At 59.7% G+C, this 20,782-nt stretch carries 24 protein-coding genes; 8 read left to right on the top strand and 16 right to left on the bottom strand.

The features are described from left to right. Positions 1 to 242: 242 nt before the first annotated feature. Positions 243 to 1,064 carry a cytochrome c gene (locus tag AABM52_RS09135; RefSeq protein WP_347912603.1) on the top strand — a complete coding sequence of 274 codons (822 nt, stop codon included), beginning with the start codon at positions 243 to 245 and terminating at the stop codon, positions 1,062 to 1,064. Between the two features lie 118 nt (positions 1,065 to 1,182). Here AABM52_RS09135 and AABM52_RS09130 read toward each other — a convergent pair whose 3' ends face one another. The 10 genes from AABM52_RS09130 to AABM52_RS09085 all read right to left on the bottom strand — a co-directional run bounded on the left by AABM52_RS09130 (position 1,183) and on the right by AABM52_RS09085 (position 10,142). Continuing rightward, positions 1,183 to 1,992, bottom strand: coding sequence for a transglutaminase family protein (locus AABM52_RS09130; protein ID WP_347911415.1), 810 nt, complete (start codon positions 1,990 to 1,992; stop codon positions 1,183 to 1,185). Continuing rightward, on the bottom strand, positions 1,989 to 2,939 hold the full coding sequence (locus AABM52_RS09125) for an alpha-E domain-containing protein (RefSeq protein ID WP_007971901.1): 951 nt from the start codon (positions 2,937 to 2,939) through the stop codon (positions 1,989 to 1,991). The genes AABM52_RS09130 and AABM52_RS09125 overlap by 4 nt, the downstream gene beginning before the upstream one ends. A 12-nt stretch (positions 2,940 to 2,951) precedes the next feature. Beyond that, complete coding sequence (locus tag AABM52_RS09120) at positions 2,952 to 4,361, bottom strand: circularly permuted type 2 ATP-grasp protein (protein WP_007988088.1); 1,410 nt, start codon at positions 4,359 to 4,361, stop codon at positions 2,952 to 2,954. Positions 4,362 to 4,729: 368 nt separating this feature from the next. Continuing rightward, entirely contained in the window at positions 4,730 to 5,074 is a 345-nt protein-coding gene (locus AABM52_RS09115) for a ribonuclease E inhibitor RraB (protein ID WP_020796118.1), read from the bottom strand. 210 nt (positions 5,075 to 5,284) lie between these two features. After that, positions 5,285 to 5,518: a hypothetical protein gene (locus tag AABM52_RS09110; protein ID WP_347911414.1), complete on the bottom strand. Its 234-nt coding sequence runs from the start codon at positions 5,516 to 5,518 to the stop codon at positions 5,285 to 5,287. A 176-nt stretch (positions 5,519 to 5,694) separates the two neighbouring features. Next, complete coding sequence (gene speE, locus AABM52_RS09105; protein WP_347911413.1) at positions 5,695 to 6,570, bottom strand: polyamine aminopropyltransferase; 876 nt, start codon at positions 6,568 to 6,570, stop codon at positions 5,695 to 5,697. Positions 6,571 to 6,730: 160 nt separating this feature from the next. Continuing rightward, positions 6,731 to 6,922: a PLD nuclease N-terminal domain-containing protein gene (locus tag AABM52_RS09100; RefSeq protein ID WP_347911412.1), complete on the bottom strand. Its 192-nt coding sequence runs from the start codon at positions 6,920 to 6,922 to the stop codon at positions 6,731 to 6,733. A gap of 80 nt (positions 6,923 to 7,002) precedes the next feature. Further along, positions 7,003 to 7,533 (bottom strand): hypothetical protein, encoded by a 531-nt coding sequence (locus AABM52_RS09095; RefSeq protein WP_347911411.1) that lies wholly within the window; start codon positions 7,531 to 7,533, stop codon positions 7,003 to 7,005. Positions 7,534 to 7,687: 154 nt separating this feature from the next. Further along, positions 7,688 to 8,206: an ankyrin repeat domain-containing protein gene (locus tag AABM52_RS09090; RefSeq protein WP_223459068.1), complete on the bottom strand. Its 519-nt coding sequence runs from the start codon at positions 8,204 to 8,206 to the stop codon at positions 7,688 to 7,690. A gap of 97 nt (positions 8,207 to 8,303) precedes the next feature. Further along, positions 8,304 to 10,142: a long-chain-acyl-CoA synthetase gene (locus AABM52_RS09085; RefSeq protein WP_347911410.1), complete on the bottom strand. Its 1,839-nt coding sequence runs from the start codon at positions 10,140 to 10,142 to the stop codon at positions 8,304 to 8,306. 367 nt (positions 10,143 to 10,509) lie between these two features. On the opposite strand from AABM52_RS09085, the gene AABM52_RS09080 reads away from it, so the two are divergent. Then, positions 10,510 to 10,788 carry a DUF3509 domain-containing protein gene (locus AABM52_RS09080; protein ID WP_046042946.1) on the top strand — a complete coding sequence of 93 codons (279 nt, stop codon included), beginning with the start codon at positions 10,510 to 10,512 and terminating at the stop codon, positions 10,786 to 10,788. A gap of 124 nt (positions 10,789 to 10,912) precedes the next feature. Here the strand turns inward: AABM52_RS09080 and mtnC are convergent, their stop codons facing one another. Genes mtnC through aroC form a run of 5 tightly spaced genes read right to left on the bottom strand, consistent with a single transcriptional unit; the run spans position 10,913 to position 15,056 of the window. Further along, the gene (gene mtnC / locus AABM52_RS09075) at positions 10,913 to 11,596 is read right to left on the bottom strand and encodes an acireductone synthase (RefSeq protein WP_347911409.1); all 684 of its coding nucleotides are present in this window, start codon (positions 11,594 to 11,596) and stop codon (positions 10,913 to 10,915) included. A 4-nt stretch (positions 11,597 to 11,600) separates the two neighbouring features. Continuing rightward, positions 11,601 to 12,146 (bottom strand): acireductone dioxygenase, encoded by a 546-nt coding sequence (locus tag AABM52_RS09070; protein ID WP_347911408.1) that lies wholly within the window; start codon positions 12,144 to 12,146, stop codon positions 11,601 to 11,603. A gap of 20 nt (positions 12,147 to 12,166) precedes the next feature. Beyond that, positions 12,167 to 12,787, bottom strand: coding sequence for a methylthioribulose 1-phosphate dehydratase (locus AABM52_RS09065; RefSeq protein WP_347911407.1), 621 nt, complete (start codon positions 12,785 to 12,787; stop codon positions 12,167 to 12,169). After that, positions 12,784 to 13,935 carry an MFS transporter gene (locus tag AABM52_RS09060; RefSeq protein ID WP_347911406.1) on the bottom strand — a complete coding sequence of 384 codons (1,152 nt, stop codon included), beginning with the start codon at positions 13,933 to 13,935 and terminating at the stop codon, positions 12,784 to 12,786. Before AABM52_RS09060 ends, AABM52_RS09065 begins: the two co-directional genes overlap by 4 nt. 29 nt (positions 13,936 to 13,964) lie before the next feature. After that, complete coding sequence (gene aroC / locus AABM52_RS09055; RefSeq protein ID WP_347911405.1) at positions 13,965 to 15,056, bottom strand: chorismate synthase; 1,092 nt, start codon at positions 15,054 to 15,056, stop codon at positions 13,965 to 13,967. Between the two features lie 83 nt (positions 15,057 to 15,139). Here aroC and AABM52_RS09050 point away from each other — a divergent pair, with 83 nt between their 5' ends. Both AABM52_RS09050 and AABM52_RS09045 read left to right on the top strand, forming a co-directional pair. Beyond that, positions 15,140 to 16,138 (top strand): alpha/beta fold hydrolase, encoded by a 999-nt coding sequence (locus AABM52_RS09050; protein WP_347911404.1) that lies wholly within the window; start codon positions 15,140 to 15,142, stop codon positions 16,136 to 16,138. A gap of 88 nt (positions 16,139 to 16,226) precedes the next feature. Further along, complete coding sequence (locus tag AABM52_RS09045) at positions 16,227 to 17,018, top strand: hypothetical protein (RefSeq protein ID WP_347911403.1); 792 nt, start codon at positions 16,227 to 16,229, stop codon at positions 17,016 to 17,018. Positions 17,019 to 17,126: 108 nt separating this feature from the next. On the opposite strand, the gene prmB is transcribed toward AABM52_RS09045, so the two are convergent. Beyond that, positions 17,127 to 18,035 (bottom strand): 50S ribosomal protein L3 N(5)-glutamine methyltransferase, encoded by a 909-nt coding sequence (gene prmB, locus AABM52_RS09040; RefSeq protein WP_347911402.1) that lies wholly within the window; start codon positions 18,033 to 18,035, stop codon positions 17,127 to 17,129. Between the two features lie 238 nt (positions 18,036 to 18,273). Between prmB and AABM52_RS09035 the strand changes: the two genes are divergently transcribed. The 4 genes from AABM52_RS09035 (at position 18,274) to AABM52_RS09020 (ending at position 20,660) form a co-directional block, all read left to right on the top strand. Further along, positions 18,274 to 18,864 carry a cysteine hydrolase family protein gene (locus AABM52_RS09035; RefSeq protein WP_347911401.1) on the top strand — a complete coding sequence of 197 codons (591 nt, stop codon included), beginning with the start codon at positions 18,274 to 18,276 and terminating at the stop codon, positions 18,862 to 18,864. Positions 18,865 to 18,995: 131 nt separating this feature from the next. Continuing rightward, positions 18,996 to 19,316: a hypothetical protein gene (locus AABM52_RS09030; RefSeq protein ID WP_347911400.1), complete on the top strand. Its 321-nt coding sequence runs from the start codon at positions 18,996 to 18,998 to the stop codon at positions 19,314 to 19,316. Between the two features lie 78 nt (positions 19,317 to 19,394). Further along, positions 19,395 to 19,952: a Smr/MutS family protein gene (locus AABM52_RS09025; RefSeq protein WP_347911399.1), complete on the top strand. Its 558-nt coding sequence runs from the start codon at positions 19,395 to 19,397 to the stop codon at positions 19,950 to 19,952. A gap of 348 nt (positions 19,953 to 20,300) precedes the next feature. Continuing rightward, positions 20,301 to 20,660 (top strand): hypothetical protein, encoded by a 360-nt coding sequence (locus AABM52_RS09020; protein WP_347911398.1) that lies wholly within the window; start codon positions 20,301 to 20,303, stop codon positions 20,658 to 20,660. Positions 20,661 to 20,782: the final 122 nt, after the last annotated feature.

Raw genomic sequence — 20,782 nt, 5'->3', positions numbered from 1 at the left:
CAGGCATCAGGAAATAACAAAAAAGGCGGTCAAGCCATGTTCAAACAATCGAAAGTACGTCAAGCCGGGCTAATCCTTTTCGCCACCACGCTGTTGTTGATATTGCCGAACCTGACCAAGGTCATCGGCTAGTCGCGTCTAAAAGATACGGCGTCACAGTTTTTGAATTGCCACTCTCAAAATGTGACTGGCCCGCTACCCGGGCCAGCGTGGCTGTGCCAATCTTGCGGCACTTGCACGACATGGACGGCGATCACTTGAAAATGCTCATTCTGTTCGGGGCCATGCTGTTCGGCTCGCCCCTCTATGCCGCACAGCTGAACCTGGAGCTGGGCGCGAACAGTCGCACCTGGCAGACCGAGCAATTGCTCAAGCATCCTCAGGTTCAAACCATCAACATCAGCAACGACGTTTCGTACAAGCGGGACATGAGTTACCGCGCCGTGCCGCTGTCCGCACTGCTGACCGGCATCAAGCCTGAGGACCACCTGCAGGCCGTGGCCCTGGACGGCTTTGCCGCCGAAATGGCCGCAGCGCCGTTGCTCAATACCCAGGGTGCACAGGCGTGGCTGGCAATCGAAGACCCGGCCAAACCCTGGCCACCGCTATCGGAAGGCAAGCCGGGCGCCGGGCCGTTCTATCTGGTCTGGAGCAATCCGCAGGCCGGCAACATCAGCCCCGAGCAATGGCCGTTCCAGGTGGCGAGCATCAAACGCCTGGCGCCCGTGGCCGAGCGCTTCCCTGCCCTGCTGCCCGATCCGGCCTTGAAGGCGGAAGATCCGGTGAACAAGGGATTTGCGTTGTTCCAGAAGAACTGCCTGGCGTGTCATCGACTCAATGGCGCCGGGGATGCGCAATTCGGGCCGGACCTGAATATTCCGTACAACCCGACCGAATACTTCGGCGCGGACTTCCTCAAGCGCTACATTCGCGATCCACAGAGTTTGCGCCAGTGGCCACAGGCGAAGATGCCCGGGTTCTCGACCGAGGTGTTGCCGGATGGTGATCTGCAGATGCTGGTGGGGTATTTGAAGCATATGGTCGGGCGCAAGGTGAAGCCGTGATGCATTTACCTGTAGGAGCGAGCCTGCTCGCGATAGCGGTGTGTCAGCCAGCGAAGTATTGACTGACATGACGCCATCGCGAGCAGGCTCGCTCCTACAGGGTTCGGCGGTGTTTCCGTTATTGCTGCTGCACTGAAATCACCGGCGCGGGCGTCGGTGAAACCAGCACCTTGGCGTGCATCTGCTCACACCCGCCACCCCGACGCATCCCGCGCACCGGGCAGGCATCCAGGTAATCCAAGCCCACTGCCAGTTTCAGGTGGCGTTCCGGCCGGGCCAGTTCATTGGTCACGTCGAAGCTGTACCAGGCGTCATCCAGCCAGGCTTCGGCCCAGGCGTGGCTGGCCAGGTGCTCGCTGCTTTCGCTGTACAGATAGCCCGACACATAACGCGCTGGAATGCCCATGCTGCGGGTGCAGGCGAGAAACGCGTGGGTGTGGTCCTGACACACGCCTGCGCCTCCGGCAAAGGCCTGGGCCGCGCTGGTATCCACTTCCGTGGAACCCGGCGTGTAGGTCATATGCTGGTTGAGGCCATGCATCAGATCGATCAGCGCCGTGCGATCGCGGCGTTGCTTGCACTCCTTCTCGGCGAACGCCCGCAGGGCGGCGTCGGCTTCGGTCAAACGGGTAAAGCGCAGAAACGGCAGTGCCGACTGGCTCTCGTGTTCGGCCTCACGCCATTCGTCGATATCGACCTGGCCACGGGCGCCAATGATGATCGCCTCGTGGGGCTCGTCCATGGTCAGCACATGCAGGATGTTGCCGAACGGATCGAGTTGCGCCCGCACCGGACGCGGCAGGTCGAGCTGCCAGCTGAGCACGTGCTGTCGCTCGCTGTCGTGGGGAGTCAGGCGCAGATACTGGATGCTCGCCCGCACCTTGTCTTCGTAGTGATAGGTGGTCTCGTGGCTAATGGAAAGTCTCATGCCGCCTCCAGATAAGAACTGTGAATCGCGTTACCCAACTGGCGCACCAGCGGGATGAACTCGGTCAGCCAGGCGTGCAGGCCTTCTTCGAGAATTTCATGGATGCCGGTGTAGCGCAGGCGTGCGTCCATTTCTGCCGCCAGGCGTTGTGCGGGACGGCCGTTGGCCCCCGGCAATTGCGCAAGGATCTGGTCGATTTCTTCGGTGCAGGCACGCAGGGATCGCGGCACATCGGCCCGCAGCAACAGCAACTCCGCCACATGCCGGGCGCCGGGGGCGTCGCGGTAGATTTCCGTATAGGCCTCGAACGACGACAACGCCCGCAGCAACGCGCTCCATTGGTAATACGCGTGAGCGGTGCCATCGCTGACCGCTTCGGCCTGGTCGCCGGCCATTTCGTAGCGGGCATCGAGCAGGCGCAAGGTGTTGTCCGCCCGCTCGATAAAGGTCCCCAGACGAATGAAGCGAAACGCATCGTTACGCATGATGGTGCCGTAGGACGCGCCCCGGAACAGGTGGGAACGTTCCTTGATCCACTCGCAGAAACGGCTCATGCCGTAGCGACTCAGCCCCTGCTCGGCGATGCCGCGAATTTCCAGCCAGGTGGCGTTGATGTTTTCCCACATGTCGGCGGTGATCCGCCCACGCACCGCATGGGCGCTGGCCCGTGCGGCACCGAGGCAACTGTAGATGCTCGCCGGGTTGGCCGCATCCAGGGCGAAGAAATGCAGCAGCCGTTCGGCATGCAGTTCGCCATGGCGCTCCAGGTAATCGTCCAGGGTACCGGTGATCAACAGCGGCATGGCCAGTTCGTGCAAACCGTCGCCACGACCGTCCTGCGGCATCAGCGACAGCGAATAGCTGATATCGAGCATCCGGGCGAGGTTTTCCGCCCGCTCCAGGTAACGCGACATCCAATACAAATCCGAGGCAGTTCTACTTAACATGACAGGCTTCCTTTAATCCTCGACCACCCAGGTGTCCTTGGTTCCGCCGCCCTGGGAGGAATTGACCACCAGGGAGCCTTCGCGCAGGGCGACACGGGTCAAGCCGCCGGGCACGACCCGGGTTTCACGACCCGACAGGACAAACGGCCGCAGGTCGATATGGCGTGGCGCAATGCCGTTTTCGACAAAGGTCGGACAGGTCGACAGCGACAGCGTCGGTTGCGCGATATACGCATGGGGCTTGGCGATGATCCGCGCGCGGAAGGCTTCGATTTCCGCTGCCGTCGCCGCCGGCCCCACCAGCATTCCGTACCCGCCGGAGCCTTGGGTTTCCTTGACCACCAGTTCTGGAAGATTGGCCAGCACGTGGGAAAGCTCAGACGGATTACGGCATTGCCACGTAGGAACGTTCTTCAGGATCGGCTCTTCATCGAGGTAGAAACGGATCATGTCGGTAACGAACGGATACACCGACTTGTCGTCCGCCACCCCCGTGCCGATGGCATTGGCCAGCACCACGTTGCCGGAACGGTAGGACGACAGCAGCCCCGGCACGCCGAGCATCGATTCCGGGTTGAAGGCCAGGGGATCGAGGAAGGCGTCGTCGAGGCGACGATAAATCACGTCGACCGCTTTCGGCCCGTCGGTGGTGCGCATGTAGACCTTGTCGTCACGCACGAACAGGTCCGCGCCCTCCACCAGTTCCACACCCATTTCCCGCGCCAGGAACGCATGCTCGAAGAACGCACTGTTGAAGCGCCCCGGCGTCAGCACCACCACGCTCGGGTTATCGATGGGGCTTGAGCTCTTCAGGGTGTCGAGCAGCAGGTTCGGGTAGTGGTCGATGGGGGCGATGCGTTGCGCCGCGAACAGCTCGGGGAACAGGCGCATCATCATCTTGCGGTCTTCGAGCATGTAGCTGACGCCGCTCGGCGTACGCAGATTGTCTTCGAGCACGTAATACGTGCCGTCGCCGTCGCGCACCAGATCGACGCCGGAGATGTGCGAATAGATATCGCGGTGCAGATCCAGCCCTTGCATCGCCAACTGGTACTGCTCGTTGGCCAGCACCTGCTCGGCCGGAATGATGCCGGCCTTGATGATGCGCTGTTCGTGGTAGAGGTCGGCGAGGAACATGTTCAACGCCTTGACCCGCTGGATGCAGCCGCGCTCGACAATCCGCCATTCACTGGCGGGGATGCTGCGGGGGATGGTGTCGAAGGGAATCAGGCGCTCTGTGCCCTGCTCGTCCCCGTAGAGCGTGAAGGTAATCCCGGCGCGATGAAACAACAGATCGGCCTCGCGTCGCCGTTGTGCCAGAAGCTCGTCAGGCGTCTCGGCCAGCCAACGGGCAAACTCCCGATAATGCGGGCGGACCTGGCCGCCGGCATCGTACATCTCATCAAAATAGGTGCGGATCATGCCGTACTCCTTGTCACTCGGACGTCCAGACCTTCGCAAGGCCCGTGCCATCGGCATAAACGCTTAAATTTCAATCGGTTGGATAATCAACGCGCACTCACCGCACCAATCCTGTGCGGTAAATGCCCCAACCTGATCGCCCCCGCTTCATTGCAAGGCGTGGTGGTCGCCTATCACCAGCATAGTCAGAGTTGATTTCACTGCCCGGCAACGGGTGCGGATAATCCACGCATTCGCTGAAAAGCTCACCGAACTTCCCTTTTAGTCGCCTGCCCTGGCGGCTTTTTTTTGTTGGTGTCCAACGCCCACAAATGAAAACGGCCAACCCGAAGGTCAGCCGTCATTGCTGGTTGTCACTGTTCATAAGGTTATGCGAGTCGCCCTCGTACCTCCTGTTTCACACCCCAGCCTTCGATAATGCCGCCCAGAGGCTCGACCACTGCTTCGAAACCCTGTTCGAAGTCGCCGATATCGTCGTAGGTGGCATACATGACCTTGCACAACTCCAGCGCCCAGGCACCGTCGTCACGCACACTGATTTGCGCATCCAGGGATTCACCACGGTGGAAATGACCTGCCGCCCTGCGTGCCCGCTCCTCGTCCGGGAAAATGGCGTAGAACTCGATGGGATGAAACCGCGAAAAGTCAAAACCGCCTTCTTTCATGCGGCGCAGCACGCTGCTGCTGATGTCTTCTTGATAGGCTGTGCTCATGAAACGTCCTCCTCAAAACGATGGATAGACTTTCCGTACTCCCTCACCCGCAACCGAACAGCGCGAGCGACGGCAACCGATGTGCCGGCGGGAAACAAGCATGGAGCTGACAAGACCAGACCTTAGCGATTCATTCGCTGATCTCGCTTGCAGAGTAGCCTCAAGATAGAGCCTCTGCCAAGGCCTGGATGTGAATGCGACAGGTGTGGTTCAGATTGGAGCAATGCCGAGGATTTGAATGCTGTTCTGGGACTTGAGCTCTTTGACGCACGCATCGGCGGTCCGCCCTTCCAGATCGTTCAGATCCAGTTCGGCGGCGACAGGGAGAAGCCGGGCCTTGATGAGCTTGGCGGCGTGCTCGTAGTCCGGGCGTTCGATGCACTCAAAGACTTCGTTGATGGTTTCGCCATGATCATCCACGAAAGTGACTTTCCACTTTTGCATTGGTGCCTCCTCGATAAAACCCATGAATGGGCCTACCTCTATCTCGACCTGTTAGCTGGCTAATTGTTCCACCGTATTACATAGGTCGGCGGATGTAATCAAAGACTCACAACACCCACTGCCATTGCGTCGAGCGCAATCCATGTAGGAGCGAGCAGGCTCGCTCCTACAGGGTTTTAGTCGTTGCTTGGCTTGTTCACCGCCTGCAACACGTATTGCGGCAAGGCGAAGGCGCCGATGTGGATTTCTGGATTGTAGTAGCGGGTGACGATGCCGCTGCCCGTGAAGCGCTGTTGCAGGGTTTCGCGGGACAACTTGCGATAGGCGGTATTGGTGGCGCCCCAGGCGAAGGTCATCGAGCCACCGATGTAGGTCGGCACAGCGGCCTGATAGAAGTGCCAGTCGGGGAACAGGCTGCGCAGGCGACCGGCGGTGGTCTTCACTTCTTCGATCTGCATGAACGGCGTACCGTTCTGGGTCACCAGGATGCCGCCTTCGTTCAGGCAACGGTGGCAGGCCTGGTAGAAGTTTTCCGAGAACAGCACTTCACCCGGTCCGATCGGGTCGGTGGAGTCGGAAATGATCACGTCGAACTTTTCAGTGGTGGTGGCGACGAAACGCATGCCGTCGTCGATCACCAGGTTCAGGCGTGGATCATCGAACGCGCCCTTGGAGTGGTTCGGCAGGAATTCCTTGCACATGTCGACCACGGTGCCGTCGATCTCGACCATGGTGATGTGCTCGACACTGCGGTGCTTGGCCACTTCACGCAGCATGCCGCCGTCGCCACCGCCGATGATCAGCACGCGCTTGGCAGCGCCGTGTGCCAGGATCGGCACGTGGGTCAGCATTTCGTGGTAGATGAATTCGTCGGCTTCGGTGGTCTGGATCACGCCGTCCAGCGCCATCACACGGCCCATGCGCGGGTTCTCGAAGATCACCAGGTGCTGGTGCTCGGTGCGCACTTCGTGCAGCAGTTTTTCCATGCGAAAACGCTGGCCGTAGCCTTCGTAGAGGGTTTCCAGGTAGTCGCTGGTCGTGGTGTTGCTCATGGGAAGTGCTCCGATGAATGCGGGTGGCAACGGACGGTTACCCGCCCATGATGGTCAATCGAGTGTCTCGATTGACCGGGAAAGGCGCGCATTCTACGTCGCGGAACATGACAGGTCGAACCTTCGTCATCGAAGTACCCACAGGTTCCGTGTCGCCTGTTCAGAGTTTGACGTTGCCCCGTGGTCCGGCGATGGCCCAGATGATCAGTCCCAGCACCGGCAACAGCGCGATCAGCAGTACCCAGATGATTTTCATCCCGGTCTCGGCGCTACTTTTGAAGACGTTGATGATGGCCCAGATGTCCAGGACAAAAATGATCAAGGCAACCAGGCTGTTGAACGTGGAACCCATGGTGACGCTCCCAAAGAGTGATATGCCCCCTCAGGATAGACGGTCGTCGCGAGGATTCCTTTTTATTGACAGTGTCTGGATCAGACGTGGATCGCCACTTTCAGGGTTTCCAGGGATGGCGCGGCTGCGATGCCGACTTCTGCGCACAATTCCAGCACCCGTGGCACGTCATTGCCGTAGACCAGGACCACCTGCAACTCGTCATCGAGCAACTGGCTGAAGTTCACCAGTGTGTAACCACCGTTTTCCTTGTTCATGCTGCTCATCTGCACCTGGATGCGGTTGAGCGCGGTCAGGGCTTCGGTCTTGGCCAGTTGCTTGGGCTTGAGATTGAACTCCACACCCGGGCCGAACGAGGCGACGATCTGCGCGAACAGGTCCATGTAGGTGTCAGCCTGGAACAGCACCGTTTCCGGCAGGCTGCCGACCACCACCCACTCACCCAGCGGGATCGGGAAGGTTTCGTCGTAGTTGATGTCCGGATTGGCTGTCAGAAAAGTCTCAGGATCAGCGTAGGCCCGGGCCGCTTCGTCCGCGACCTTGAGGATTTCGTCTTCGCCCATGCACCCGGAGCTGATTTTGCTGATGAGTTCGACGAGTGCGACTTTCATGGGGAGGATCCTGTAGCGAGGTGAATTTTGAGGGCGCGAAGGATACCGCAAGGATAGATTCGAATGCCCAAAAAAGATCGCAGCCTTCGGCAGCCTCTACATTGAGTGGTGTAAGCCTGTAGGAGCTGCCGAAGGCTGCGATCTTTTTAAGCAATCAGCCAATCAGCTTCTCAAGCTGCGCAACGGTATCGGAAGCGCCCATGGTTTTAGCCGCTTCCAACGCGGTGATGCCATTGGCGTCCTTGGCTTTCGGGTCGGCGCCCTTGCTGATCAGGTAATCGACCACTTCGACGCGGTTAAACATCGCCGCCATCATCAGCGCCGTGCGGCCATCGAAGGACGAGCCTTCAACCTGGGCGCCGCCATCGACCAAGGCCTTGATTACCGCCAGGTCGCCCTTGAAGGCGGCGCCGGCAATCGGGCTCTGGCCGTTGTCGTTACGGATCTCCGGGTCGGCCTTGTGCTCCAGCAGGACTTTTACCGTGTCCACATGACCGTGATACGCGGCCAGCATCAGCAGGGTATCGCCCTTGTGGTTACGCAGGTTCGGCGGCAAACCCTTGGTCAGCAGCGCGGCCATCATTGCCGCATCGCCCTCCCGTGCCTTGTTGAATACCTGTTCGGTGAATTCGGCGGCTTCTTCGGGGGTCATCTGGCGGCTTTTGTCTGACATTGGGCACTCCCTTTTCTGTCATTCGTAAAAGCCGACAGTTTCCCGAGCGCCCCCGGCACTGTCACTTGTTTTTTCTCATGGGCCGCCATAGCCAGATTCAATAGCGGTACTTGCCGCCGTGAATGTCGGACAACAACTGCTCCGTGACCTGCACGTAAGTCTGCGTCCCCGGCAGCCAGGCATAGATCGGGTCATCGCCGGTTTTACCCGGGTCGAAGGCCTCGTCCTTGAGTCGGGTCTTCTGATATTTGAACGTCCCGGTGGTTTCCATTTTCACTTTTACCCGCAGGAACAACGGCACTGCATAGGCCGGCATTTGCTCGCGGGCGAAGGCCAGCAACTCACTGAAGTCCAGGGTTGCCAGGGATTCGGCGGGAGTGATCGCCGCCATCCCGGCCCGGCCATTGGTGTTGCGGATTTCCACGCCATAGGCCACGGCTTCGGAAATAAGCGGGTGTTGCAGGAGGATGTTTTCGACCTCCGTGGTCGAGACGTTTTCGCCCTTCCAGCGGTAAGTGTCGCCTAGGCGGTCGACAAACTGCGCATGCCCAAAACCGATGTTGCGCAACAAGTCGCCGGTGTTGAAGTAGCGGTCGCCCTTTTCGAACACATCCTCAAGTACGACCTTGGCGGTTTTCTGCGGATCGGTGTAGCCATCCAGCGGAGCCTTGTCGTCGATTTTTGCCAGCAACAACCCCTGCTCGCCCTTGGCGACCTTACGCATCAGGCCATTGGCCTGACGAATCGGCGCGCCGCTGTCATGGTCGTACGCGACCAGCTCCCAGGACATCAGGGAAAAACCGATGGTATTGTCGAAATTGAGAATGTTGGTGAAACCGATGTTGCCGTCGCTGGCGGCGTACAGCTCGCAGATGTGATTCACCGCAAAGCGAGTCTTGAACTCGTACCAGGCGCCGGGACGCAAGCCGTTGCCGATCATTTTCTTCACATCGTGCCGGCTGTCGTCGGCGCAGAGCGGTTGATCGACCAGGTAGCGGCACAGTTCGCCGACATAACCGATGGTGGTCGCCCGGTACTTGCGCGCGTCGTTCCAGAACTGACTGGCGCTGAATTTGCGGCGGATAGCGAACCCGCTGGCACCGCTGACGGCCGAACCCCAGCACACGCAAAGGCCCGTGGCGTGGTACAGCGGCAAGGTGCAATAGACGACATCGTCGGGGCGCATGTCCAGGGCGATCATGCCGAAGCTCGCCGAGCTGCGCATCCAGCGTCCGTGCTTGAACACGCCGGCCTTGGGCAGCCCCGTGGTGCCCGAGGTGTAGATATAAAAGCAGGGATCGTCGAAGAAAATCTGCCGGCTGCTGGCCGGGTTGTCACTGGCGTCATCGAGACTGACGGTCATCAGGTTGATGAAACCTTCAGGCGCGATACCCGGTTGACGAGAGGTGTCCTGATCGGCGACAAACCAGGTTCGGTCGGCCTTGATCGACACCCGATCACGCACCGCCAGGTACGCCGGGACCAGTTCCTCACCGACAATGATCGCCACCGGCGCCACCAGATTCACACTGTGCACCAGGGTATCGCGGGTCTGCGAGGTATTGAGCAGCGCACTGATCGCGCCGACCTTGGCCACCGCCAGAATCGTCACCAGCAGTTCCGGGCGGTTCTCGATGAAGACCGCCACCACATCGCCCTTGCCGATGCCTTGGCCGATCAGGTGATGGGCGATGCGATTGGCCCATTGGTTGACCTCGGAGTAACTGAGCGTTACGTCGCCTTGCAACAGCGCCGGACCATCCGGGTTGCGCAACGTGGCTTGCTCGAAACTCCAGCCCAAACCACACGCTTGGGTCGGGTCCTTGACGTTGGCGGCCTTCATGCCCTTCACCACCCGGGGGATGGCCTTGGCAATGGAAGGCAGCTTGCGGAGCATCATGCCCCAGGTAATCGTGTCGTTCGACGTGCGACTCATGTTGCTCCCGTTCGATCTTTTTATTGTCGGGCTGCGATGACTGAGCCCGAAAATACGTCAACGGTTCTTGAGCTGTACACGCGGTTTTTGAAATGTTTTGTATCCGCGATCTTGATCTGCGATCTGATCCGCTGTGATGCGGGACGATCCTGAACCCCCGCACACGCAATGGTTCCATCGAAGCGCCGAGCGACCTCGCAAAATGCAGGATGCACGATGGCCGTTCATGCAGAATGCACGAAAGCAAAAATCACTAAAGATACTAACTAATTGTTTTATAAGGTTATTTATAATCAGCCAAGGCTGGCACAATCACTGCAACCCTCTCCGTATGCTTGCCATTCAAGCGCCAACGGAGCTGAAAGACATGAACTTGATTCAGGAAAAATTTTCGTCCCTGTTCTCCAACTTCGAAGTCACCACCCAGGCTCGTCCTGACGGTGGGATCCTGCTGACCCTGAGCGGCGGCGAAGGCAAAGTGTTCAAGCGCTCGATTTCCTACCAGCAATTGCACAATGGCGACCAACTGACGTGGGTCATAAGCGCGATTCGCCGCGACCTCGCCGAACAAGCCAGTGAACTGCCACAGATTTCCATGCTGCAGAGCCAGCAACGGTTTGCCCTGCCGACCTATCATTCGCTGTAAAAAACATTGTGGAAAAAACACTGTAGGAGCGAGCCTGCTCGCGATAGCGATCTGTCATTCAACATTGATGTTGACTGACACTCAGCAATCGCGAGCAGGCTCGCTCCTACATGTTGTGTAGTGCTTAGAAGGCAGCAGGATTTATCCGCGCAAAGCTGTCGACCGTGACGTGTCCTACCAGCTCTCCACCCTCACGAACCAGCCCGCACGTAGCCATCCCCGCCGTGCGCGCCGCGTCGAGTTCCTCGACGATGTCCGACAGAAACAGAATCTGCCCCGCCTCAACGCTGATCGCCCGGGCGATGTTGGCGTAGGACTGCGCCTCGCGCTTGGGGCCCGAAGTGGTATCGAAATAGCCGCTGAACAGTGGCGTCAAATCCCCCGCCTCCGAGCAACCGAAGATCAACCGCTGGGCCTGGATCGAACCGGACGAGTAAACAAACAGTTGAAATCCGTCCTGATGCCAGCGCTTGAGCGCTTCAACGGCGTCCGGGTACACGTGCCCCTTCAACTGCCCGGCCTGATAGCCCTGCTCCCAGACCATGCCTTGCAACGCTTTCAACGGCGTGGCCTTGCGGTCTTCAGCGATCCAGCCCAACAGGATCTCGATGACCCGCTCGACGTCGGCGTCCGGTTCGTTGCTGTCGCGGCGCACCGCAGCCAGTTGCTCCGCCACATCGGCGCGCTCGGCCTGCTGACGAACAAACGCCGGCAGATGTTTGGCGGCATAGGGGAACAGCACGTCGAACACAAAACTCACCGCGCTGGTGGTGCCTTCGATGTCGGTGAGAATCGCTTTGATCGGCATCGACTCAGTCCTCCAGGCGCGGGAATTGGCTGGCGATGTCTTCGCCGGTGAAATTGGCCACCCAGCCTTCCGGGTTGTTGAACAGTCGGATCGCGACGAAATGCGGATGTTCGCCCATGTCGAACCAGTGTTTGGTACCAGCCGGAACCGAGATCAGGTCGTTCTTCTCGCACAGCACCGCGTAGACGTAATCGTCGATGTGCAGGGTAAACAGGCCACGGCCGGCGACGAAAAATCGTACTTCATCTTCGCCATGGCGATGTTCGTCGAGGAACTTGGCACGCAGTTCGGCTTTTTGCGGGTGATCGCTGCTGAGGCTGATCACGTCGACTGTGACATAACCGCGCTCGGTCATCAGCTGGTCGATTTGCTCTTGATAGGCGGCGATCACTTCTTCCTGGCTGGTGCCCGGCTGGATCTTTGCCGCCGCTTGCCAACGGTCGAAACGCACGCCCTGCTCGGCCAGGGTCGAGGCGATGTCTTCGAAATGGGTCAGCACCTTGTTGGGGATTTCAGGGCTGGAGACGTGATAGACGGACAGGCTGCTCATCAGGGCAACTCCTTAACGGTTCATGCTTTAAAGAGCGAGCGCACCTTCAACTCGCACTCGAACAAAAATTCAAAGGCCTCGATCTGCCGCAGGGCATCGCTCATGCGCGCGCCCCAGGTGTACAGGCCATGGCCACGGATCAGGTAGCCGACACAATCGGGATGGGCGTCCAGCCAAGGCTGCACCTTGGCGGCCAGGCGCGCAATGTCCTGGTCATTGTCGAAAATCGGCACCCGCACCCGGGATTCGTGGGTCGTCACACCGCTGAAGGCCTTTTGCAGTTCGTAGTCTTCGAACTCGATGAAGTCTTGCGGCGTCATGCGCGACAGCACGGTGGCATTCACCGAGTGGGTGTGCAGCACGGCACCGATCTCCGGGCGCCAGCTGTAGAGCTGGGTGTGCAGCAGGGTTTCGGCGGACGGTTTCTTGCCCGGTTCCAGGCTGTTGCCCGACAAGTCGGTGGCCAACACGTCATCCATGCCCAGTTGCCCCTTGTGCTTGCCGGACACGGTCAGCAAGGCTTCGGTCGGCGACAGGCGGGTCGAGTAATTGCTGCTGGTGGCCGGCGACCAGCCGCGACCATACAGAAAGCGCCCGGCGTCGATGATTTCCTGGGCGAGTTGTTCACGGGTAAGGCTCATGGCCTGTCCTCTTGCATACGTGTGGCAATGATAACGGCAGCCGCGACGGCTGCGAGACTGGCAATACTAAAGGTCCATGCCGCGCCGAGGGCATTCCAGCTGTAGCCGGAATACAACGCGCCCAACGCACCGCCGGTGCCGGCCAATGCGGCATACAGCGCTTGGCCCTGGCCTTGCTGGCGCGCACCGAAGCTACGTTGCACGAATGAAATGGCAGCGGCGTGAAAGCTGCCGAATGTCGCCGCGTGCAGCACCTGGGCAAACAACAGCACCCACAAAAATTCGGCCAACGACCCGAGCAGCAACCAGCGCAACGCCGCCAGCAGAAAACTCGCCATCAGCACCCGGCGCAGGGAAAACCGCGCGAGGATCTTGCTCATGGCCAAAAACATCAAAACTTCGGCGACCACCCCGACCGCCCAGAGCATGCCGATCACGCCACGGCTGTAACCCAGGCGCTCAAGGTGCAAGGTCAAGAACGTGTAATACGGTCCGTGGCTCATTTGCATCAACGCCACACAACCGTAAAACGCCAACACGCCGGGGCTGCGCAGTTGCTGGAGGAATCCCTCCCCGGTCAACCGTTCACCCTGAATCGGTTGCGCGTTAGGCACCCACAAACTGCTGACCACGATGCCGGCCATGATCAGCACCAGCGCCGCCGGGTAGATATCGAGGCTCAGCCATTCGAATAAACGGCCCAGCGCGACCACGGTGATGATGAAACCGATCGAGCCCCACAGGCGAATCTGGCTGTAGCGCGAGGTCTGACCCTGCAAGTGCGCCAGGGTGATGACTTCGAACTGCGGCAACACCGCGTGCCAGAAGAACGCATGCAAGGCCATGACCATCGCCAGCCAGGCGTAGGTCTTGCTGACGAAAATCAGCGAAAAGGTCAGCAGCGTGCACACCGCGCCAAAGCGCACGATGGCCAGCCGCCGACCGGTGTAGTCGCCCAGCCAGCCCCAGATGTTCGGCGCCACGCAGCGCATCAGCATCGGGATCGCCACCAGCTCGCCGATGCGCGCGGCGCTGAAACCCAGGTGATCGAAGTACAGCGCCAGGAACGGCGCTGTCGAACCGAGCAAGGCGAAATAGAACAGATAGAAACTGGAGAGCCGCCAGTACGGGAGCGCCGCAGTCGCCATCAGACGGCTGCGACCATGATGTCAGCCATTTACAGCTGACCCAGCACCGGCGTGCTCACACGCACATCGGCGTTCTGCCCACGGTGACGCAGCAGGTGATCCATCAGCACGATGGCCATCATCGCCTCGGCAATCGGCGTGGCGCGGATGCCCACGCACGGATCGTGACGGCCCTTGGTGATCACTTCCACCGGATTGCCATGGATGTCGATGGAACGGCCCGGCGTGGTGATGCTCGACGTCGGCTTCAGCGCCAGGTGCGCAACGATGGGCTGACCGGAGGAAATACCGCCGAGAATGCCGCCCGCGTTGTTGCTGAGGAAACCTTCCGGGGTCATTTCATCGCGATGCTCGGTGCCACGTTGGGCAACGCTGGCGAAACCGGCGCCGATTTCCACACCCTTGACCGCGTTGATGCTCATCAGCGCATGGGCCAATTCTGCGTCGAGACGGTCGAAGATCGGCTCGCCCAAGCCCGGCATCACGCCTTCGGCGACCACGGTGATTTTCGCGCCAACCGAATCCTGATCGCGGCGCAACTGGTCCATGTAGGCTTCCAGTTCCGGCACTTTGTCCGGGTCCGGGCTGAAGAACGCGTTCTCTTCCACCGAATCCCAGGTCTTGAACGGGATTTCAATCGGCCCCAGCTGGCTCATGTAGCCGCGAATGACAATGCCCTGGCTGGCCAGGTATTTTTTCGCAATCGCACCGGCCGCGACGCGCATCGCGGTTTCGCGGGCCGAGCTGCGACCGCCGCCACGGTAGTCGCGCTCGCCGTACTTGTGGTGGTAGGTGTAGTCGGCGTGGGCCGGGCGGAACAGATCCTTGATCGCCGAGTAGTCCTTGGACTTCTGGTCGGTGTTGCGGATCAGCAGGCCGATCGGGCAGCCAGTGGTGCGGCCTTCGAACACGCCGGAGAGGATTTCGACTTCGTCGGCTTCCTGGCGCTGGGTGGTGTGGCGGCTGGTGCCGGGCTTGCGGCGGTCCAGGTCACGCTGCAGATCCTCAAGGGATATCTCCAGCCCCGGCGGGCAGCCATCGACAATGGCGACCAACGCCGGGCCATGGCTTTCGCCCGCGGTGGTGACAGTGAACAGCTTGCCGTAGGTATTGCCGGACATGCAGGACGCTCCGTGAAATGAACCTGAATACGTAATGCGCGCCAGTATACGCAGGCTACCCAAGTAGTTCATCCTCGAACCTTATGGGTGCCTGTGAGTCCAACCGGCATCTTCTTGATGATGGCGCGATGATGCTGCGAGTTCTAGCCTTGAGCCTTACCCTGATTTCCGGCTTCGCCCAGGCGACTGTCCTGCAACGACCGATCACATTGGATACGGGCACTGGCGAGCTTTTCGGCTCGATGTTGCTGCCAAAATCCGACAACCCCGTGCCGGTTGTCCTGATCATTTCCGGTTCCGGCCCTACGGATCGTGACGGAAACAACACCGACGGCGGGCGCAATGACAGCCTCAAGCGCCTGGCCTGGGTGCTGGCCAAACACAACATCGCCAGCGTGCGCTACGACAAGCGCGGCGTGGCCGCGAGCCTGGCGGCGACCCCCGATGAACGCAACCTGACGGTGGACGCCTACGTGGCCGACGCCCAAGCCTGGGGCCGCAAGCTCAAGACCGATCCGCGTTTCGGCCAACTGATCGTGCTGGGTCACAGCGAAGGCGCCTTGATCGCCAGCCTCGCTGCGCCGGACATCGATGCCGACGCGGTGATTTCTGTCTCCGGCAGCGCAAGGCCGGTGGATCAGGTCATTCGCGAGCAACTGGGCAATCGCCTGCCGCCACCGCTGATGCTGCGCAGCAATGAATTGCTCGACAGCCTCAAGGCCGGGAAACCCGACGACAATGTGCCGCCACCCTTGCAGGCGATTTTCCGCCCGAGCGTGCAGCCTTACCTGATTTCCCTGTTCCGCCAGGACCCGGCCGCAGCGTTTGCCAGGCTGAAGATGCCGGCGCTGATCATCCAGGGCAGCAACGACATCCAGGTCGGCGTCAATGACGCCAGGCTGCTCAAGGCGGCCAAGCCGGACGCCGAACTGGCGCTGATCGAGGGCATGAACCATGTCATGCGCATCGTGCCCAACGACGTCAAACGCCAAATGGCCTCCTATAAAGACCCGCAGTTGCCCCTGGCGGCGGAACTGGGCACGCGAATCCTCGGGTTTATTGACGGACTTCGCGCCAGTTAACCTCCAGTCTTGAAAAAAACGGCCGATAAGCCTTTGTCGCCAACACATTGGTTGGCGACAAGCTGAGCTTGGACAGGATCTCGCCGTTATGACTGACACCCAGACTTCACCCGACACCAGCGCTGAAAAAGACGCACCGCCAGCGGTCGAGCTGCCCTGGGCGGACGTCCACGTCGAGCACCACAAGATGCTCCGTCTGGCACCGTTGCAGACTGACCGCAACACGGGCGGGCGCCCATTGCGCTTTGTCGAGCTCGGCTATGCCGAACGCAACGACAAGGAACGCAGCCTGATGCGCATGAGCATCACCCTGCCCGGTCAGCGCGTACGCAAAGAACAGAATCATCTGGACGTGTGGGTCGATCACGCCGAAAAACGCGTGCATTTCGGACCGGAAAGCGGATTGCAGATTGAACCGTTGAACCGTGGCATTGGTCGCTACATGGCGGCCCAGGGCATCAACTGGGCTAAAAAACGCTGGCCGACCTACACCGTCGACGGCTTTGACCTGAACAACAAGGATGCATTGAACGAAGACACCCGCCTGCGCCGCGATCATTTTTTGCGCGTGCATGGGTTCGACGTGGTGTATGCCGATGCCCAGCATTTGAAAGGCAGCGTCAAGCCGGTCAAGGTCGGCGACTTGTCTGGCGACTGGAACAGCGAAAAACTGCAGGTCGTGGAGATTCTCGAGGCGGCGCAGATGCTCCAGCAAGCCGAACAGAACCTGGCCGAGCAGGAAGTCAAACTCAAGAAACACGAAGAGAAAGTCAGCAAATACAAACGCGAAGACGCCGGGCTGCGATTCACCATCACCTGCCTGGTGGCGTTTGCGGTGTTTCAGGCGGGGTTGTTGATCTGGATTGCCACGCACCGGTAAAAACTTGAGACCGAGTTGCGGCTATTCGCGAGCAGGCTCGCTCCCACAGGTTTTGTGAACGCCACAAATCCCCTGTAGGAGCGAGCCTGCTCGCGAAGCATTTAACGCTTACACGCGAGAAGCAAATAACGCCTGATGCTCACGGCACTGCTGCGCGCTCAGCATGAACACACCATGACCACCACGCTCGAACTCCAGCCAGGCGAAGTCCACTTCCGGGTACAACGCCTCGACGTGCACCTGGCTGTTGCCCACTTCGACAATCAGCAAGCCCTTCTCGGTCAGATGATCCGCCGCCTCGGCGAGCATGCGCCGCACCAGGTTCAAACCGTCATCACCGCAGGCCAGGCCCAGTTCCGGTTCGTGCTGGTACTCGTCCGGCATATCGGCGAAATCTTCCGCATCGACGTAGGGCGGGTTCGACACGATCAGGTCGAAACGCTGACCCGGCAAACCCTCGAAACCGTCGCCCTGTACCGTGTACACGCGCTCATCGACACCATGGCGCTCGATGTTCTGATTGGCCACTTCCAGTGCTTCGAACGACAGATCCGCCAACACCACTTCGGCATGCTGGAACTCGTAGGCGCAGGCGATGCCGATGCAACCGGAACCGGTGCACAGGTCGAGAATCCGCGCCGGCTCGTTAGCCAGCCACGGAGTAAAACGGTTTTCGATCAGTTCGCCGATAGGAGAGCGCGGGATCAGTACGCGCTCATCGACGATGAACGACATGCCACAGAACCAGGCCTCACCCAGCAGATAGGCCGTAGGCACCCGCTCTTCGATGCGGCGCTTGAGCAAAAGCTGCAGGTGAGCAACTTCGTCTTCTTCCAGATTGCAGTCGAGGTAGCTGTCGGCGATTTCCCACGGCAGGTGCAGCGCGCCCAACACCAATTGCCGGGCTTCGTCCCAGGCGTTGTCGGTGCCATGGCCGAAAAACAGATCCTCCCCATGGAAGCGGCTGACGGCCCAACGGATATGGTCACGCAGGGTGCGAAGGCGGGAAGTGATCACGACGGCAAACTCCAGAAAAATCGACGGGGGATTCTACCAGTCAAACGACGTCACGACGACGCGGGAAACTACCGATTCAAATGTAGGAGTTATCCATTTTTTCGTTAGGCTATTGAACAAAACGTGACTATTGACAAGGCTACAGGCCAGCAACGACGGCACCTGCGATCGTAGCCATTCACAGAACCGCTCAGCCAGAGGACAATGGCGCAAAAGCCCCACTCCAAGGAGCCCCAGAATGTCTGTTCCAAAAACGATGTTTCAACTCAGCGGCCGCGGTTATGCGGCGGCCAATCTGAGCCATGCCACCCTGGTCATCATCGATGCCCAGAAAGAATACCTCAGCGGTCCCCTGGCCCTGAGCGGCATGGATGAAGCTGTCGCGAACATCACGCAATTGCTCGCCGCTGCCCGCGCCGCCGGCCGACCGATCGTGCATGTCCGCCACCTCGGTACGCTCGGCGGGCTGTTCAACCCCCAGGGCGTAGGTGGTGAGTTCATTCCGGGCCTGGAGCCACAGAGCGATGAAACCGTTATCGGCAAAATGTTGCCAAGCGCGTTTCATGGCACCGAACTGGCAAAACGCCTGGAAGACCTCGGCGCCCTTGACCTGATCGTCTGCGGCTTCATGAGCCACTCCAGCGTCAGCACCACGGTGCGTGCCGCCAAGAACCTGGGCTTCCGCTGCACCCTGGTGGAAGACGCCTGCGCCACCCGCGACCTGCCCTACAAGGGCGGCGTGCTCAGTGCCGCACACGTTCATCAGACGGAAATGGCGATCATGGGCGATAACTTCGCCACCCTCGCGCTGACCCGTGAACTGATCTGATCGACGCTCAATGAGCGGCCTGGAACGCCGCTCATCCGCAAAAGCCTCCCATTTGCCGTAATTGTCTTAGCCTCAGGAACATCCCGGTCAACTCCCGGTCGAAGGGCCGATACCCATTGAGGAAGGTCGGAATGAAGTTATCCGATGGTTTTGACGCTCGCCGCTTGCGGCCCAAAGGCCAAAGAAACTGGCGTTTTCGAATCGGCGCGACGTTCGCGGCGTTGCTGGCGATGTGCGGCGTGTTGCTCGCCATGGCCGGTGCCGCCAGCCTGCTCGGCCACGCACCCGCCCTGGGTGAATTGAACACAAGCCGCACCGGTGCTGGCGTGATCCTGGCCATCGGCCTGTTCGTGCTGTACCTCGGTGTCTGGCTATGGCGCCGTTGCCGTCGTCGCTCGCGACAGTCGCGGGAACTGGCCATGTCCCCGCACCTGATGAAAAAACACGACTGAGCCTGGCGTCGCACGCGTTTTTGTCGCGCCCGATTCGCTTCGAGTTGGGTAAACTGGCCGCCCTTCGCGGAGGCTGACATGCAAGACGACGATTTTTCCCTGTTCAAAAGCGCGATCCAAGGCGTCAAGCCGATCAAGCACGATCGCGCCGAAACCGGCAAACCCAAGGCTGACCGCGCGCAGATTGCCAAGCTGCGTCAAGCGGCGACCGTACGCACCGAATCCACCACCGTCGACGGGCTGTCCGATCAGTTCGTCATCGACGTCGGCCCTGAAGACGAGCTGATGTGGGCCCGCGATGGCGTGCAGGAAAGCCAGATGCGCAAGCTCAAGATCGGACAGATTCCGTTCGAAGGCAGCCTCGACCTGCACGGCATGAACGTGGAAAAAGCCCGGGAAACCCTCTGGGCGTTCCTGGCCGAAGCCACCAGATTCGAAATCCGCTGCGTACGCGTCACCCATGGCAAGGCTGTTCGCCTGGACGGCAAGCGGCCGATGATCAAAAGCCATGTCAACACCTGGCTGCGCCAGCATCCTCAGGTACTCGGCTTCACCTCGTGCCAGGCGAAACATGGCGGTGCCGGCGCGGTTTATGTGATGCTCAAACGCACCATGATGGAAGGCCGCGACGAGTAAAGCTGACGCGTCACGCTTGCAGCGTCGTGTCCGTCACCGTACCCTTGCCCTTTGCGTAAAATCCCACAGGTAGTTTCATGTCCCTGGAACAGAATTACACGGCGATTCTAAAGGGGTAAGGCAAAGTAATCAGGGCCAATGAAACCGGGCACTTCCTTACTTTGGAATACCCGGTTTACCCCCTGCTTACGCGGTCATTGGTACAAAAATTGGTACAAGTTTCATTCCCCCCTACGGCGTCCTGCCGATCGTTCGTCACTCCAAAATTTTACTGCTCGTCACCCTCCACTCGCCCAATTGTTGCGACCCCATTACTGTATATACAAACAGTTCTAATGAGGCGCAATCATGGATCAATACGAAATCCAAGACACCAGCGACTGGCTTGGCTGCCCGACACCGATCGAAACCTGTCGACATCAGCTCGGAATCTATGAAAACGAAGTGGAGGAACTGACCCTGCAACTGCGCCAGGCCCGGGAAAAGATCTTCAAGCTGGTCGAAATGCATGCCGAAGCCGCAGGTGAACGTGATGCGCTGCGCTCACAGTTGGCCACAACCAAGGCCGAGGCATCCCGCCTCCACGTCGAAAACTCTGCGTTATCCGGGACAGTCCGCAGCCTTATGCTCGTTTCTGACCAGCGGGATCACTTGTTTCGAGAGAACCAGAAACTGCTCATGGAGAAGCGTGAGAGGGAGAATCAATAGTCTGCACGTAGACTTGGCACGCCGCCAATACCATCAGCCCTTGGTCACCGACGCCGGTGATTCCGATAATGCGACGAGCATGCACTGGGGCAAGGGCGACGACCTGCAACGGGTTCTTAGCC

Origin of the sequence: Pseudomonas grandcourensis (genome assembly GCF_039909015.1) — a bacterium.
Classification (GTDB): Bacteria; Pseudomonadota; Gammaproteobacteria; order Pseudomonadales; family Pseudomonadaceae; genus Aquipseudomonas; species Aquipseudomonas grandcourensis.
This window is presented reverse-complemented; position numbering and strand designations above follow the sequence as displayed.